This window comes from Paraburkholderia sp. SIMBA_054 (assembly GCF_046534875.1).
Classification (GTDB): Bacteria; Pseudomonadota; Gammaproteobacteria; order Burkholderiales; family Burkholderiaceae; genus Paraburkholderia; species Paraburkholderia hospita.
In genome coordinates, this window is the sequence record NZ_JAWRXV010000009.1 from 84,921 (window position 1) to 99,683 (window position 14,763).

The 14,763-nt window shown below is 63.0% G+C and carries 16 protein-coding genes and 2 pseudogenes; 11 read left to right on the forward strand and 7 right to left on the reverse strand.

Annotation, left to right across the window (positions count from 1 at the left end):
• Genes SB822_RS13305 through SB822_RS13315 form a run of 3 tightly spaced genes read left to right on the forward strand, consistent with a single transcriptional unit; the run spans nucleotide 1 to nucleotide 2,455 of the window.
• A complete protein-coding gene (locus SB822_RS13305) occupies nucleotides 1-348 on the forward strand; it encodes a MocE family 2Fe-2S type ferredoxin (protein WP_114221961.1) in 348 nt (115 codons plus the stop codon).
• Nucleotides 345-1,592, forward strand: a complete 1,248-nt coding sequence (locus SB822_RS13310; RefSeq protein ID WP_410854886.1) for an NAD(P)/FAD-dependent oxidoreductase — start codon at nucleotides 345-347, stop codon at nucleotides 1,590-1,592. Before SB822_RS13305 ends, SB822_RS13310 begins: the two co-directional genes overlap by 4 nt.
• Nucleotides 1,589-2,455: a sugar phosphate isomerase/epimerase family protein gene (locus tag SB822_RS13315; RefSeq protein WP_410854887.1), complete on the forward strand. Its 867-nt coding sequence runs from the start codon at nucleotides 1,589-1,591 to the stop codon at nucleotides 2,453-2,455. The genes SB822_RS13310 and SB822_RS13315 overlap by 4 nt, the downstream gene beginning before the upstream one ends.
• Here the strand turns inward: SB822_RS13315 and SB822_RS13320 are convergent.
• Nucleotides 2,445-3,482, reverse strand: coding sequence for a LacI family DNA-binding transcriptional regulator (locus SB822_RS13320; RefSeq protein WP_007731890.1), 1,038 nt, complete (start codon nucleotides 3,480-3,482; stop codon nucleotides 2,445-2,447). The two genes, SB822_RS13315 and SB822_RS13320, sit on opposite strands and share 11 nt — an antisense overlap.
• Before the next feature lie 110 nt (nucleotides 3,483-3,592).
• Here SB822_RS13320 and SB822_RS13325 point away from each other — a divergent pair.
• Both SB822_RS13325 and SB822_RS13330 read left to right on the forward strand, forming a co-directional pair.
• A pseudogene (locus SB822_RS13325) lies at nucleotides 3,593-4,183 on the forward strand (SDR family oxidoreductase); the annotation flags it as partial.
• Nucleotides 4,184-4,268: 85 nt separating this feature from the next.
• On the forward strand, nucleotides 4,269-4,418 hold the full coding sequence (locus SB822_RS13330; protein ID WP_410854958.1) for a hypothetical protein: 150 nt from the start codon (nucleotides 4,269-4,271) through the stop codon (nucleotides 4,416-4,418).
• Nucleotides 4,419-4,468: 50 nt separating this feature from the next.
• Here SB822_RS13330 and SB822_RS13335 read toward each other — a convergent pair whose 3' ends face one another.
• Nucleotides 4,469-5,386 (reverse strand): LysR family transcriptional regulator, encoded by a 918-nt coding sequence (locus SB822_RS13335; RefSeq protein ID WP_039902872.1) that lies wholly within the window; start codon nucleotides 5,384-5,386, stop codon nucleotides 4,469-4,471.
• Nucleotides 5,387-6,138: 752 nt separating this feature from the next.
• Here SB822_RS13335 and SB822_RS13340 point away from each other — a divergent pair.
• Nucleotides 6,139-6,336, forward strand: coding sequence for a hypothetical protein (locus SB822_RS13340; protein WP_007731874.1), 198 nt, complete (start codon nucleotides 6,139-6,141; stop codon nucleotides 6,334-6,336).
• Nucleotides 6,337-6,468: 132 nt separating this feature from the next.
• Nucleotides 6,469-6,987, forward strand: coding sequence for a phasin family protein (locus SB822_RS13345; RefSeq protein WP_410854888.1), 519 nt, complete (start codon nucleotides 6,469-6,471; stop codon nucleotides 6,985-6,987).
• 133 nt (nucleotides 6,988-7,120) lie between these two features.
• Here the strand turns inward: SB822_RS13345 and SB822_RS13350 are convergent, their stop codons facing one another.
• The gene (locus tag SB822_RS13350) at nucleotides 7,121-7,762 is read right to left on the reverse strand and encodes a TetR/AcrR family transcriptional regulator (protein WP_410854889.1); all 642 of its coding nucleotides are present in this window, start codon (nucleotides 7,760-7,762) and stop codon (nucleotides 7,121-7,123) included.
• Nucleotides 7,763-7,835: 73 nt separating this feature from the next.
• Here SB822_RS13350 and SB822_RS13355 point away from each other — a divergent pair, with 73 nt between their 5' ends.
• From SB822_RS13355 to SB822_RS13365, 3 genes and pseudogenes are all read left to right on the forward strand, one after another.
• Complete coding sequence (locus tag SB822_RS13355) at nucleotides 7,836-8,456, forward strand: glutathione binding-like protein (RefSeq protein ID WP_410854890.1); 621 nt, start codon at nucleotides 7,836-7,838, stop codon at nucleotides 8,454-8,456.
• A gap of 21 nt (nucleotides 8,457-8,477) precedes the next feature.
• Nucleotides 8,478-8,828, forward strand: coding sequence for a VOC family protein (locus SB822_RS13360; RefSeq protein WP_410854891.1), 351 nt, complete (start codon nucleotides 8,478-8,480; stop codon nucleotides 8,826-8,828).
• Between the two features lie 134 nt (nucleotides 8,829-8,962).
• A pseudogene (locus SB822_RS13365) lies at nucleotides 8,963-9,109 on the forward strand (acetoacetate decarboxylase family protein); the annotation flags it as partial.
• A 39-nt stretch (nucleotides 9,110-9,148) separates the two neighbouring features.
• Here SB822_RS13365 and SB822_RS13370 read toward each other — a convergent pair.
• Nucleotides 9,149-10,036 (reverse strand): ketopantoate reductase family protein, encoded by an 888-nt coding sequence (locus tag SB822_RS13370; protein ID WP_024162907.1) that lies wholly within the window; start codon nucleotides 10,034-10,036, stop codon nucleotides 9,149-9,151.
• Nucleotides 10,037-10,142: 106 nt separating this feature from the next.
• Entirely contained in the window at nucleotides 10,143-11,033 is an 891-nt protein-coding gene (locus SB822_RS13375; protein WP_086916328.1) for an alpha/beta fold hydrolase, read from the reverse strand.
• 242 nt (nucleotides 11,034-11,275) lie between these two features.
• Here SB822_RS13375 and SB822_RS13380 point away from each other — a divergent pair, with 242 nt between their 5' ends.
• Nucleotides 11,276-12,610: an MFS transporter gene (locus SB822_RS13380; RefSeq protein ID WP_410854892.1), complete on the forward strand. Its 1,335-nt coding sequence runs from the start codon at nucleotides 11,276-11,278 to the stop codon at nucleotides 12,608-12,610.
• A gap of 89 nt (nucleotides 12,611-12,699) precedes the next feature.
• Here SB822_RS13380 and SB822_RS13385 read toward each other — a convergent pair whose 3' ends face one another.
• Together SB822_RS13385 and SB822_RS13390 are read right to left on the reverse strand one after the other, a co-directional pair.
• Nucleotides 12,700-13,773 (reverse strand): glycosyltransferase family 4 protein, encoded by a 1,074-nt coding sequence (locus SB822_RS13385; protein ID WP_410854893.1) that lies wholly within the window; start codon nucleotides 13,771-13,773, stop codon nucleotides 12,700-12,702.
• Between the two features lie 72 nt (nucleotides 13,774-13,845).
• Nucleotides 13,846-14,763: a glycosyltransferase family 9 protein gene (locus tag SB822_RS13390; protein ID WP_009771177.1), complete on the reverse strand. Its 918-nt coding sequence runs from the start codon at nucleotides 14,761-14,763 to the stop codon at nucleotides 13,846-13,848.

Sequence of the window (14,763 nt, forward strand, 5' to 3'; positions counted from 1 at the left end):
ATGAGCGTCGAAACGAATGCAAAGGTCCACTGGATTGCCGCTTGCGCGCCCGACGATATCGACGAGGAAGACGTGATGCGCTTCGATCACGATGGCGCGAGCTACGCGGTCTATCGCATCGCCGAAGGCTACTACGCGTCCGACGGCTGGTGTACGCATGAGCAGGCGCATCTCGCCGATGGCTTCGTCGTCAATCGCGAGATCGAATGTCCGCTGCATCAAGGGCGCTTTGACATTCCGAGCGGCAAGGCGAAGAGCGCGCCCGTTTGCGTGCATCTGAAGACCTATCCGGTGCGCGTCGAAGATGGCGAAGTTCTGCTCGGCCTTCCCGTACAGGACGCATCATGAGCGCGCAACCCGCGATAGTGATTGTCGGCGCAGGCCAATGCGGCGTGCGCACCGCAGCCGCGCTGCGCGAGAACGGCTGGGAAGGCGAGATCACGCTGCTCGGCAATGAAGGCTCGGCACCGTACGACCGGCCGCCGTTGTCGAAAGCCGTGCTGCTCGGCGAACGCAGCACCGCGCAATGCGCGTTCTACGACGACGCGTTCTATCGCGACCAGCGCATCGACTTGCGCGTCGATGCCTGCGTGCAGCAGATCGATCGCGGCGCGCGCAAGGTCGTGTTGCGCGACGCACGCACGATCGACTATCAGCGTCTGCTGATCGCGACGGGTGCCGAGCCGCGTCGGCTCGACGTGCCAGGCGCGAATCTCGATGGCGTGCATCTGCTGCGCACTGCAAGCGATGCCAACGCGCTCGCCGAAGTATTGCAGCCTGCACGGCGCATTGCGATTGTCGGCGCGGGCTTCATCGGCCTTGAAGTTGCCGCATCAGCTGTGGCGCGCGGCTGTGAAGTGGTCGTCATCGAAGCCGGCGCGCGCGCGTTGATGCGCGCGGTGCCGGAAGTCGTGGCGGCCTATCTGATCGACAGGCATCGCCAGATGGGCGTGCAGATCCATTTCGCCGCGCAGATCGATCGCCTGCTGGGCAGCACGCGCGTGACGGGCGTCAAGCTCAAGGACGGCACGCAGATCGATTGCGATTGTGTCGTGGTCGGCATTGGCGTAAAGCCGCGCACGGAACTCGCGGAAGCGGCGGGCATCGATGTCGCGGACGGCATCGCTGTCGACGACACTTTGCGCACGAACGACCCGCATATCTTCGCAGCGGGCGACGTGTGCTCGTTCCCGCACCGTCTGTTCAGGCGGCGCATCCGGCTCGAATGCTGGAAGAACGCCGAAGATCACGCGCGCATCGTCGCGCGCAACATGCTGGAGCGCGGCGAGACGTATTCGGAAGTGCCGTGGTTCTGGTCGAATCAGTACGACATGACGATCCAGATTGCCGGCCTGCCCGCGTTCGGTGTAGAGAGCGTAGTGCGCGAAACGGGCGACACGTCGCGCATTTTCTTCGCGCTCGATCGCGACGGCGTGCTGGTCGGCGCAAGCGGTGTCGGCAAGGTCAGCGAGATCGCGCGCGATGTGCGCGTCGCACAGACCCTGATCGGGCAGCGCGCCTGCATCGAGCCGGCATTGCTCGAAGATCGCAGCGTCAAGCTGAAGGGACTCGTCGCCGCGGAGGCGCTATGACGCAACGGCTCGCCGTGTATCAGTCGCTGTGGGCGATGGAGCGGCGTCATACCGACGGCTTCGAGCGCACGCTCGAAGAGAACGTCGCGATGCTAGCGCAAGCGGGCTTCGAAGGCGTGAGCACATCGTACGGCTCGCGCGAAGACGTGCGGCGTCTTGCGCAAGTGCTCGCGCAATATGGCCTGCAAGCAGAGGCGCAATGTTTTCCGCGCACCGTCGAAGACCTGTGCCCGATACTCGAACACGCTGTCGAGTTCGGCGCGCATCATATCGACTTGCAACCGAACGTGCGGCCGCGCCGTGTCGCCGATGCGCTCGAACTGATCGACGGGTGGCAGCGGCTCGCGGAACAGGTGGACATTCCCGTCTACATCGAAACGCATCGCGACCGCATGACGACCGACCTGCACTTCACGCTCGATCTGCTCGACGCGCGGCCCGATCTGCGTCTGCTTGGCGATCTGTCGCATTACCTCGTCGGCCGTGAATTCGCGTGGCCCGTGAACGAAGAAAACGAAGCGGCGATGCAACGGATCATCGATCACTCGTGGGCGTTTCATGGACGCGTCGCGAGCCGCGAGCAGGTGCAGATTGAAATTTCTTTCGAGCCGCACCGCATGTGGGTCGATCTGTTCCTGCGCTGGTGGCGCGATGGTTTCGTGTCGTGGCGCAAGCGCGCCGGACCTGACGACACGCTCGTCTTCACCTGCGAACTCGGGCCGAAGCCTTACGCGATCATCGGTCGCGACGGCAACGACACGACAGACCGCTGGGCCGAATCGCTATTGATGCGCGACTGGATACGCGAGTTGTGGAACGAAGTGACGCAGCAGGAAGCGGTTGCGCTCGACGCTAGTCCGTAAGCGGCAGGTTCTCGCGCAGCAGCACCGTTACGGGAATCTGCTGCGCCAACGTCACGCCGGGATCGCGATGATAGTGACGCAGGATCACTTCGATCGAATGCAGCGCTTCGCCCACGGGGTTCTGGTCGAGCACCGCATCGAGCACGCCTTCGATCAGAAGACGCCGCGACGTGTCGTTGAGTTCGTGCCCGATCAGCACCGTCTTGTGCACACGGTCGAGCGTGCGCAACACGTTGCCGATGCCTTCGTCGCCAACCGAGATGTTGTAGATGCCGCGCAGATCCGGATAGCGGCGAAACGCGTCGCGCGCGAGACTTTCGGTGATCGACGATTGCTCGCGGCTCTCCACGGTCTCGACGATGTCGCAACTCGGAAAGCGCCGACGCAGCACAGAACGAAAACCGCTTTCACGTTCTTCATGGCCAAGAAAGTCATGCATGCCCGTCATCACGAGCACCTTGCCGCCCGCGTCGCCGAGAAAGCGGCCCATCAGCTCGCCAGCGACGCGCCCCGCACAGCGATTGTCGATGCCCACATAAGCGAGCCTGCCCGTGCCGGGCAGATCGCTCGCGAGCGTCACGACAGGCATTCTGTGGCTCACGTGACGCAGCGCCGCCGTGATATCCGGGTGCTCATACGCAACGATCACGAGCGCATCGGCCTTGCGCGTCGCGCGCTCGATCGTCTCGACGACGGCCTGCGGCTCGAGGCTGTCGAAGTACGTCACGGCGCAAATCACGCGCTGCGTTTCGAAGGTCTTTTGCGCGAGTTCGAAGCCCTGCTTCAGATGCACGTAATACTGCGCGACGGGCTGCTGCAACAGGATCGCGATGCGCAGCCAGCGCACCGACACCGCTTCGAGCGCGCGATCGATCTTCAGCTTGCGCGCCCATTCGAGCACGCGCGTTTCCTTGTCGCGCGAGACGCCGCCGCGCCCGTTCAATACCCGATCGACTGTCGCCTCGCTGACACCCGCTGCACGGGCAATGTCAGTCATGCTCGTCTTGCGGCGGCGCGTATCGGACATGGCTGGCTTCGTTGTAGTCGGCATACGCGCCATGATCGCATCGACGCCGCGCGCGCAGCAAGCCGAGATATTCACTATCCATCGCAGTACAACGTTGAAGGAGACAGTGCATGGAGCAATTCGATTCGAAGGTCGCGATTGTCACGGGCGGATCGCAAGGCCTGGGCGCCGCAATCGCCGCATTGTTCATCGAACGCGGTGCACGTGGCGTCGTCATTTGCGGACGCGCGAAAGAAAAAGGCGAAGCGAAAGCGCGCGAGCTGAGCCGGCTTGGTGAGGCGCGCGCTGCAAAGGTCGTGTTCGTGCAGGCGGATCTCGCGAATGTCGATGACTGTCGCAAGGTCGTCGCTGCCGCCGATCAGCACTTCGGTCGTGTCGATGTACTCGTCAATGCAGCGGCGCTCACCGATCGCGGCACGATACTCGATACCGATCCCGCGCTGTTCGACCGCATGTTCGCGACCAACGTGCGCGCGCCGTTCTTTCTGATGCAGGAGACGATACGCGTGATGCTGCGCGAGCGGATCGAAGGCACGATCGTCAACATCGGTTCGATGTCGGCGATGGCCGGGCAGCCCTTTATCTCCGCGTATTGCGCATCGAAAGCCGCGCTCGCGACGCTCACGCAAAACACCGCGTATGCGCTGTTGCGTAATCGCATTCGCGTGAATGGATTGAATCTGGGCTGGATGGCGTCGGACGGCGAAGACCGCATTCAACGCGAGTTTCATGGCGCGGCCGACGACTGGTTAGCAGGCCGCCGCCGCGCAACCATTCGGCCGTCTGATCGACCCGGCCGAGGCGGCGCGCGCCGTCGCATTTCTGGCCAGCAGCGAATCGGGCTTGATGACGGGCTCGATCGTCAACTTCGATCAGTCGATCTGGGGCGCGTATGAAGATGCGCCGCATCCCGCCGAGCCCATGAAGAACGTTTGAATCGACCTGCCTGCTGCGGTCGCTGCGAACGCAGCAGGCAAACACCCGGGTCAGTCGTGCTTGCTAGCCAGATCGGGGTTCTTGTGCGCGATCTCCGATACCCAGTCGACAAACGCGCGCAGCCGCGAACTGAGATTGCGGCGATGCGGGTAGACGACGGAGAGCGGCGTCGTCGGGCTGTCGTAGTCGGTGAGGATTTCGGTCAGCGCGCCCTGCCGGATCAACTCGGACACCATGAAGCGCGACGGCTGGATGATGCCGTGGCCCAGTGCGGCCGCGTTGATATAGACGGAGCCGTCGTTCACGGCGAGCACGCTCTTCATCTGTACCTTCACGACTTCGCCGCCGACGTTGTACTCGAACGGAAACGTTCTGCCCGAGCGCGCCGATACGTAGTTCACGGCCTGATGCTCGCTGAGTTCTTCGAGCGTCTTCGGTGTGCCGTGCCGTTCCAGATAGGCGGGTGACGCGCACGTAACGATGCGCGCGCTGCCGATGCGCTTGGCAACCAGGCTCGATTCTTCGAGCATGCCCATGCGGATCACGCAATCCACGCCGTCCTGGATCAGATCGATATTGCGATCCGCGAGACCGAGGCGCACGTCGATTTCCGGAAAACGTTGATAGAAGTCGTCGAGCGAAGGCAGCAACAGCGCGCGCGCAAGCGTGCCCGACGTATCGACGCGAATCGTGCCCGCCGGACTTTCCCGCTTGTTCGACAGCGACGATTCGGCGTCCGCCACTTCGGCGAGGATGCGCACGCACCGATCGTAGAACAGCGCGCCGTCTTCCGTTACGCTCACCTGCCGCGTCGAACGGTTCAGCAGGCGCACGCCGACATGCTCTTCGAGCGCCTGAATCGTCCTGCTCACCTTTGCGCGCGGCAAATCGAGCATTTCCGATACCTTCGAAAAGCTGTTCGCGTCCACCACGCGAGTGAAGATCTCCATTGCCTCAAAGCGATCCATTTCCTGTGCCCTGTCATTGTTTGGCGGCAACACCTTCTGCTGCGGCAGACGTTGCCCAATCGAACGGAACGGCGTCAGCGCGTTCCGACTGCCGGCTGCATCTCGCGCGCAGCCTGACGGGTAGAAAAATAGCACGGAGAATATCGCCACGTACGAGAAAGGGCGCGAACGGCGGGGCTTTATGGGTCGCCGCGCGGTCTATCGAGCGATGCGAGGGGCGCGCTCCAGTAAAAATCCCGGCGTCGAAGACGGCTCGACAAACGCGTGGTGATTAACCAGTTCGATCAATCATTAAGCAGCCACGTATGATTAATATTATTTATTCGAAGCACGCCCAGGTCATTCATCTTTAAAGCTGGATTTTATCTATGATTAGCGTTCCCCGCAGGGCGCCTGGAAAACGTTTTAAAGCATGATCGTACGTATCAATGCGCCGCGAGTCTCCCGTTTGGCCTTGTCGGTAAAGGGCTAGCGCCTAACCGCCACTTTCGCGAAGGCAAGTCAGCAGTATTTTCCTGGACGTCTGATTTACACACGAAATACTTGCCGCACATCAATCCGACAAAAGTACTTTGCGGCATACTGTTAATTCCGATTGAAATTTAAAAACCGCCGCATTAGGATGAGAACCCCGTCGATGCCATAAGCATGGTTCGGGCTAAAAAACTTCCAAACATATTTGCTGGCTGCAAAGGCATTTGCAGATCACTAATGTCAGCAAGCGCAGGCGCTGCGCCTTTCAGGAGATACCCGTGCTGAGCCCACACGAATTTTCAACGCTCATGCTGATCAAGAACGCGACCTCCCAGTCCGATTTCGATCAGGCCGATCTGCTCGCGCTGGCCGACCGCGAGTTCATCACCATTGAACTGCCCGAGGCCAGTGTGACGCCCCGTCTCACGGACCGTGGACACGCGCTGCTGGCTCGTCTGGGCGGCGCGCCCCTATGACGCTGCCGGGTCACGCTCAGACAAGCGACAGGCAGCCAGCGGCAACTTTCTTTTGACCAGCGGGCGCGTCGATCTACGATCACATCGACGCCAGCCGGTTATTTCGTGCATTCAACCTTGCGAGGCCATCCGATGCTCACGACCATCGACGAACTGACTGCTGCACAGAAAGCCGGGGTTCAGACGTTCTTCAATATGACGAACGAGGCGGTGAGCGGCTTCGAGAAGCTCGTTCAGTTGAACCTCCGCGTCTTGCGCGAGGGCACGCAGCGCGCGACGAACGCGCTCGCCAATGGCGAGGCGCCGGGCATCGCTGCCGCCCGCCGCGGCGATTTGTCGGTTATCGAACGTGCCGCGCTCTATAACCGCCAGGTGTTCGACATCATCACCGGCACGCAGGCCGCCATCGTCAAGCATGCAACGGCGCAATACGAAAAGCAGATCAGCACGGTGCAAGCCGAGTTTGGCGACGCTGCGCAGCGCGCGCCCGCAGGCGCAGAGGTCGCGGTGACGGCGATGAACTCGGCGATCACGGCAGCGAACGCATTCTATGAAAGTGTCTGGAAAACGGCTCAGCAGGCGGTCCAAACGGCCGAGAGCAATGTGGACGTGATGACACGCAGCGCGACGAGTGGTTCGCACGCGGCCTGAACGGGCGACGCGCGACATGCAGTTTTGTAGGAAACCGGACGCGATCCCCGCGTCAGGCGCATTTTCAGCCCGCTTTCGAGCGGGCTTTTTTTTCGTCGCGTGCAGCGTAGCGTTCCATGCAAAGCCATGTCGACTATTTCTCTAACCGTTTGCGCGCACCACAAATCAGCATGACACCTTCGGCAGCCGTCGCTCGCAACGAGGCGCGCGAATCGCCCGCGCGCGAACGCAATGCAAGACTGTGCAGAATCGCCGACGCAACGCGCGCGAGCACCGCGGCATCCGCGTTGACTGAAAGCTCGCCGTCTGTTTGCGCACGCCGGATGCGCTTCTCGAATGCGCGATCGAACGATTTGAGGCCTTGCGCCAATCTGGTGCGCACGGCGTCATCGACTTTCGATTCGACCACGGCCGTGCCGATCAGAAAGCAACCGCGCGGCGCGCCGCCAGTGGGCAGATAAAGCGCGAGCGCGCTGTCGTAGACCCGTTGCAACGCCTGCGCCAATGGGATGTCGTCGCGCAACGCAAGATGCATCGCCTGCACGCCGGCTTCGACGTAACGGTCCAGCGTGCTCAGATAAAGCGAATGCTTGTCGCCGAACGCGGCATACAGGCTGGGGCGATTCATGCCCGTCGCATCGCTCAGCGTATCGAGCGACGTGCCCGAATAGCCGCCGAGCCAGAATGCATCGGTGGCGTTGCCGAGCGCATCGTCCGCATCGTAGGCGCACGGCCGTCCGCGTGCGCGTTTCTCACTTTTTGTACCATCTCGCATATAAATATTGGTATCTCCGATTTTTGTCCACTATAGTACAAAAACCATCCATTGATCGGGAGGAGACGTCGTTATGGATCTATACTTTTCGCCGCTCGCGTGTTCGCTGGCCACACGCATCACGTTGTACGAAGCTGGCGCGCACGCTGGCTTCATTCAGGTGGATACGAAACAGAAGAAGCTGCGCGACGGCTCCGATTTCTATGCAGCCAACGCACTCGGTCAGGTGCCCGTGTTGCGCACGGACGAAGGCTGGCTATTGACCGAGAACACAGCTGTCCTGCCGTACGTCGCGGACCAGTTTCCCGAAGCGCAGTTGGCGCCTTTGCCAGGCACCCCGCAACGCGCGCAGCTTCAGCAATGGCTCGGCTTTATCAGCACCGAACTGCACAAAGGCATTTTCGTGCCGCTGCTCGATCCCGCCGCGCCGCATGATTACGCGCGTCAAAAAGTTACGCGGCGGCTCGACTATTTGCAGACGCATCTGTCGACGCACGACTATCTCGTCGACCGCTTCACGGTCGCGGATGCCTATTTGACGACCGTGTTGAATTGGGCAAAGTATTGTGACGTCGACCTCGCGCAGTGGCCCGCTGTCGATGCGTATTACCATCGCATCGTGCAGCGTCCGCATGTGGCGAGAGCATTGGCCGAAGAGATTGCGTTGTATCGTGAAGAACAGGCGCTTCAATAACGGATCACGCGAGGATTGCAGATGAAGGTCAAGCGCATCGTCTCGAACATCGAAGTGCAGGACGCGGCGCGCGCACAGCGCTTCTATCAGGAGATTCTCGGCCTCGACCTGCTGATGGATCACGGCTGGATTCGCACCTACGGTTCGGACCAGCCGATGACGGTGCAAATCAGCTTCGCGCAGCAAGGCGGCTCGGACACGCCCGTGCCTGACCTGTCGATCGAAGTCGACGACGTGGACGCCGCCTGTGAAGCGATGCAGGCCGCCGGCTTTGCGATCGAATACGGTCCCGTCGACGAGCCGTGGGGCGTACGGCGCTTTTATGTGCGCGACCCGTTCGGCAAGCTCGTCAACATTCTCGCGCACCGCTAGCACGCGGGCATTCGCACGGCCTTAGGGCAGCGGCAGGCATTCCGGAAAATTGCCATCGAACGGACACACCGTTGCGCGCGCAATCGCTTTACTATTGACGCGCGCAGTGTGCGCTGCCTACCGGGAGAACGTCCCCGGCCGCGCTCGAATTGCGGCCCCATGCGCTCGCGCCCGTTGCGGATCTGCCCCTGCGGCGCGTGGTCGGCGCGCGCCAGGTCGTCGCGAATCTCACGCTCGATATCGGCGAGGTCGCGTTCGACTACCTGGCGAACGCCGAGTAGCAACATGGCACGCGGCGCGTGCGCGGCACGCGCCGTTCGCTATTTGCTTTCGATCAGCTTGACGAGCGTATGCAGCAGACGGTTCGACGGCGTCGCAACGCCAAGCGCGTCGCCGCGCCGCACGATCAGTCCGTTCAGATGATCGATCTCGCTGCGCTTGCCGCGCGACAGATCTTGTGCCGTCGATGAATACTGCCCAGGCATCGTCTCGGCGATCATGCGCACGGCCTTGTCGATGTCGCCGGGAATCGTGACCCCATCGGCCTTCGCGACGGCGAGACACTCGTCGACGATATCGCGCATCACGGTTGTCACGCCCTCGCCTTTCACGAGCCGCCCATAAGGCAACTGCGTGATCGCCGACAACGCGTTGTAAGCGCAGTTGAGGATCAGCTTCGCCCACAAAGCGCCGCGCACGTTGTCGGAGATTTCGGTCGGCACGCCTGCCGCGATCAGCGCCTGCGCGACCTCCGCGCTTGCGCTGGACGGCTCGATCACCAGCTCGCCGCGTCCGTGATGCCGCACGTGCCCCGGGCCGGCCATTTCCGTCGCGACATAGACGACGGCGGCCGCCACTGGCTGCGCAATGACCTTGCGCACTTCGTCGGCGTTTTCGACGCCGTTCTGCAGCGACAGCACGAGCGTGTCGGGCGCGAGAAATGGCTTGATTTCCAGCGCCGCGCTTTGTGTATCCGTCGATTTCACGCAGAACAACACGAGCTTCGCACCCTGCACCGCACTCGCCTGCGTGCTTGCGGCGAGGGGAATGCGCTCGTCGAACGATTGCGCTTCGAGACGCAGGCCGCTGCGCTCGATCGCCTCGACGTGTTGTGGGCGTCCGATCAATACCACTTCATGTCCCGCGCGCGCCAGCATGCCGCCGTAGTAGCAGCCCACCGCGCCCGCGCCCATTACGGCGACTTTCATATCAACGCTCTTGTGTAGGGGTTTGAAGCGTTAAAAGTTACCACACGCTGCGGGTCGATGCGTTGACGACGAGAGTGAAGGCGCGCTTTCGTCAGGTGCGCTTGCTTCAGGCTCGATTTCGCACAGCGAGCAGCGCGTCGGCGAATGCGGCGGGCGCCTCTTGCGGCAGATTGTGTCCCGCGTCGTCGATCACGCGGTACTCGTACGGCCCCGTGAAATGCGGCGCATGATGCGCGTTCCCGCCGATTCCCATCACGCCGTCGGCGCTGCCGTCGAGCGAGATTGCCGGCACGGAGATGGGTGGCTGCGCGGCGAGCTGTCGCTCCATTGCGTCGTAGCGCGGATCGCCGGCCACCAGCGCATAGCGATGCCGGTACGAATGAATCACGACATCGACGAAATCCGGGTGCTCGAACGATGCGGCCGTCTGCGCATAGCACGCGTCGTCGAAACGCCAGGTCGGCGACCAGAGCGTCCATAGCAGACGGCATAGCGCGCGGCGATTTTCGGTGAGGCCGGCGCGTCCGCGCTCGCCATGAAAATAGTATTGATACCAGTGGCGCAGTTCGTCTTCCGGCAACGCCGGCTTGCCCGACGCTGCGATGTCCTGGATGTTGTAGCCGTTGACCGTGACGAGCCCCTGCACGCGCTCCGGATAAAGGGCGGCGACGATACAAGCGGCGCGTCCGCCCCAGTCGTAGCCGCCGAGCAGCGCGCGTTCGATCTGCAGCGCGTCGAGCAACGCGAGCAGATCGGCGGCGAGCGCTGCCTGCTGGCCGGAGCGCGGCGTAGCGGCGGAAAGGAAGCGCGTCGGCCCGTAGCCACGCAGATACGGCACGATCACGCGCGCGCCCTGCGCGGCGAGCAAAGGCGCGACTTCATCGTAGGCGTGGATGTCGTAGGGAAAGCCGTGCAGCAGCACGACGGGCCAGCCCTCGGGATGACCGGATTCCTCATAGGCGATATCCAGCAGTTCGGTGCTCACGTGCTTCGGCATGATCGGCGGCTCCTTTTCAGGCGATCTACAGACGACGTTCGGGGCGCAGCGAGCGTTCATGGTAGCGCCGCCGCACGAATCGCGCTGCCCGCTTGCCTCGCGCGAAAGAAAGTCGGTTTACCGCAAACCGATGTCGTATTCTTGCCATGCCAGCCGTTCGGCGGCCCGCTACATTCGATCAGACGACGCCCGCAAACCGTCGCTATCCGGGTGCCGCGAGAGACGAACCAGACCGAGCAAGAATGAAACAGGCACACGATCCGGCGACCCAGCCGTGCGGCGCATTCCCTCTGCACAACACGCAGCCCCTCGCCGATTTCGTCGATAGCGGCCCAGCTCTGGGCAAGCCTGTCGCGCCCGTTTCCGCGCCGCCGCCCGCTGGCAGCCTGCGCGCCACTGCGATCCTGCTGCTCGGCTACGCGATTCTCATCACGGGCAACGGCCTGCTCGGCACGTTGATCTCGCTGCGGCTCATCCAGCAGCAGGCGCCGTCGATCGTGGTCGGCGTCGTGCAGTCCGCGTACTACGTCGGCTTCATGATGGGCGCCTTGTACGGCGGCTCATTGATCGGGCGCGTCGGCCATCATCGTGCGTTCGTCACCTTCGCGGCGGCGTCCGCCTGTTGCGCGCTCGGCTACGCGGTGTGGGACGCGGACGCGGTCTGGGTGGCGCTGCGCTTCATCACGGGCTTTTGCCTCGTCGGCATTTTCACCGTGGTCGAAAGCTGGCTGCATCAGGTTGCGAGCAACGCGCAGCGCGGTCGCGTGTTCTCGGCCTATCTGATCACGAACTATCTCGGCGTCGGCATCGGCCAGTTTCTGATCGGCCTCGCGGACCCGGCGGGCTTCGAACTGTTCAGCGCCGTCGCCGCGTTGTTCACCGCGTCGCTGATTCCCGTTGCGCTGGCGGGCACGGCGCCCGGCCCGATCGCCGCGCACGACACCCATGCGGGCGCTTCCTGCGGCGCGCGGCTCGCGCGCGGCCTGTCGGGCTTGCAGACCATCTACCGATGGGCGCCGCTCGGCGTCGTCGCATGCCTCGCGGCGGGCCTGCTCAACAGCGCGTTCTACACGATGCAGCCGGTGTTCATGCGGCGCGTCGGCTATTCGGTGCCGGACGTGTCGCACTTCATGGGCTTCGCGCTGCTCGCGGCGCTCGTGCCGCAATGGCCCGTCGCGCGGCTCGCCGATCTGTTCGACCGGCGCAAGGTGCTGCTGTGCCTCGCGGCGCTCGCCGGGTCGCTGAGCGTCGTGCTGTTCATGCTGCGCGCCGGCGTGCTGATCGAAGCACTCGGTTATCTGTATGTCGCCGTGGCGTTCTCGATGTATGGCGTGGTCACGTCCTATGTGAACGACTGCGTTCCCGCCGACGAGCGGATCGCCGTCAGCGCAGGTCTGCTGCTGATCTTCTCGCTCGGCGCGAGCGGCGGACCCACGCTCTCGTCGGCGATGATGGCGATCGCCGGGCCTGCCGGTCTTTATCTTTTCACGGCTCTCGTGATGGGCCTGCTCGCGCTGCTGACACTGCGCAACCTGCGCACGAAGACGCCGGCGCGGCGCGTTGCCGACTCGCGTTAGGCTTCGCTTCATCCGCATTGCCGACAAATGCGCAACGCGCGGCGCGCTCACGGATCTTTTGCCCTTGTAGCGCAGCCAGTGCCTGCGCCTTAGGCCGCCGCCATTCCCACCTGATCCGCCAGCGCAAGCAGATCCGACACATGCCGCGCGATGCACGCGTCGTACAGTACCGCATCGCTTGAAAACGTCCGCCGCGGATGCGGCTCTTCCCGCGCGCTGCGCACAGCGTGCGTGAGCACGCGGCGCAAGCTGTCGACATCGTTCGGCGCGAATACGAGCTTGGCCTGCGGCGCGATCACATCGTGGCAGCCGATATTCGACGACAGGATCACGGGCGTGCCGCACATCGCCGATTCCACACCGACGAGACCAAACGGCTCATAGCTCGACGCGAGGATCGTATAGTCGGCTGCGCGGTAGCCGTCTTCGATCGCGTTCACGTAGCCGATATAGCGCAGCCGCTGCGACGTGCGTTCGGGCGGACGCCCCGCCACCGCGACGACGACGGGCAGATCGAGATCGCGCAATGCGGCTTCGATCAACGGCAGTCCCTTGCGCTCGTGACTGCTCGACGGAAACAGCAGCACGATTTCGTCGTCGGCGAAACCAAGACGTTTGCGCAACGCGCGCCTCTCATCGTCGGCGACGGGCGAGAAGCGGCCGTTGTCGACGGGTGGATACAGCACGCGGATCTTCGCGTCGTCGACGCCGTACAGCAGCCGCAATTCGTCGCGCATCTGCGGCGAATGCGCGACGACGAAGCGCGCGCGCCGATATTGACGGCGCTCGAGCGCAATCTGCCGGCGATCGAAGAACGACGGCGCGCGGCCTGTCGCGCTGAGAAAACCCAGATGCGTGCCGCCGCAAATCGCGATCTCCGAGGCTTCGACGCGATTGCAGCCAATCAGCACATCCACTTTCGCATCGCGCCGCATCGCGCTCAGACGCCGCGAAAACCATTCGTCCCGCCACTTCCCGGGCAGGAACGACACGTTGATCCGGTGCGGCTCGACGAGGCGGCTTTCCGGCAACTTCGGATCGAACGCGCGGCCGAACACGGCCAGCTTGATCCCGGCCGCGACGAGTCCCCGTGTCACCTCGATCGCATAGCGTTCGAGGCCCCCGCTGTACTTCAGTGCATTGCACGACAATCCGATTTTCATGCTTTTTGTTCGATTACCAAACGGCACTGGCAAGTCACCGCGCTTCCGATGTCAGGACACATCGCGCGTTCTTTAGCCCTGCTCCGCCAATTGCCTGAACACAGCGACAACGCGTCGACACGTCAGCGCCTCGCGCCAGAACTTTTCCTTCAGCCGCGCCGTCGGCAGCCATTGCCACGGCAATACGACGCGCACGGTGCCCCACGCCGGCCGCCAGCGCTCGGCCACGGCTCTGCGGCGGAACAGGCTGATGGTCGGGACGGACAGATTCGACGCCAGATGGCCGATGCCCGAATCGTTGCCGATGAACCAGCCCGACTCATAAAGCCAGCAAGCGAGCGCATGCAGATCGTCGAATACGGGCGCGGCGATGCCGAGCCTTTCGAGTTCGCTCCAGCGTGCCCGCTCGTTGGGCGCAATCACGAAGCACACTTCGTAACCGAGCGCCTGCAGGCGCCTCGCCAGCGCGATGAAACGCGCCCGCGACCAGCGCTTGTCGTCGGTGCTCGCTTCGGGGTGAATCACGACGCGATGCCGATACCGCCGATGCTTCAACGTCGCGGGCGCCGTGATGCCGTTCTCTGTCGTCCCGGTGACGATACCGAAGCGCGTACGGCAAAAGTGCGCGAAGCGCTCCGCCATGCAGCCGGGCGCATTGGCATACTCGATATCGTGCAGATCGATCACATGAGGATGCGCGCCCGCAAGATGCGCAAACGGCTGATGCCGATGCATCTGCAAGACGGCGTCGAATGCTTCGAGGCGTGTTGCGCAATCCGCCTCGTGTGGCAGCGGATGAATCTCGACATGAGGAAACCAGTGTCGCAGCGCAAAAACAGGCGTGCCGAACACGCAGACCTCGATACCGCTTGCGCGCAGGTTCTGCACGATCACCATCGAAACCAGCGAATCGCCGATTGCATTCGACATCACGAACGCGACTCGCCTGATCGAAGCGAGGCGCACGCTCTGCGGCAATGTCGCGTCCAC

Bases quoted from the DNA above. Each gene is read 5' to 3' on its own strand.
- SB822_RS13305 (WP_114221961.1), top strand. From the start codon at position 1: ATGAGCGTCGAAACGAATGCAAAGGTCCACTGGATTGCCGCTTGCGCG.
- SB822_RS13310 (WP_410854886.1), top strand. From the start codon at position 345: ATGAGCGCGCAACCCGCGATAGTGATTGTCGGCGCAGGCCAATGCGGC.
- SB822_RS13315 (WP_410854887.1), top strand. From the start codon at position 1,589: ATGACGCAACGGCTCGCCGTGTATCAGTCGCTGTGGGCGATGGAGCGG.
- SB822_RS13320 (WP_007731890.1), bottom strand. From the start codon at position 3,482: ATGTCCGATACGCGCCGCCGCAAGACGAGCATGACTGACATTGCCCGT.
- SB822_RS13335 (WP_039902872.1), bottom strand. From the start codon at position 5,386: ATGGATCGCTTTGAGGCAATGGAGATCTTCACTCGCGTGGTGGACGCG.
- SB822_RS13345 (WP_410854888.1), top strand. From the start codon at position 6,469: ATGCTCACGACCATCGACGAACTGACTGCTGCACAGAAAGCCGGGGTT.
- SB822_RS13350 (WP_410854889.1), bottom strand. From the start codon at position 7,762: ATGCGAGATGGTACAAAAAGTGAGAAACGCGCACGCGGACGGCCGTGC.
- SB822_RS13355 (WP_410854890.1), top strand. From the start codon at position 7,836: ATGGATCTATACTTTTCGCCGCTCGCGTGTTCGCTGGCCACACGCATC.
- SB822_RS13360 (WP_410854891.1), top strand. From the start codon at position 8,478: ATGAAGGTCAAGCGCATCGTCTCGAACATCGAAGTGCAGGACGCGGCG.
- SB822_RS13370 (WP_024162907.1), bottom strand. From the start codon at position 10,036: ATGAAAGTCGCCGTAATGGGCGCGGGCGCGGTGGGCTGCTACTACGGC.
- SB822_RS13375 (WP_086916328.1), bottom strand. From the start codon at position 11,033: ATGCCGAAGCACGTGAGCACCGAACTGCTGGATATCGCCTATGAGGAA.
- SB822_RS13380 (WP_410854892.1), top strand. From the start codon at position 11,276: ATGAAACAGGCACACGATCCGGCGACCCAGCCGTGCGGCGCATTCCCT.
- SB822_RS13385 (WP_410854893.1), bottom strand. From the start codon at position 13,773: ATGAAAATCGGATTGTCGTGCAATGCACTGAAGTACAGCGGGGGCCTC.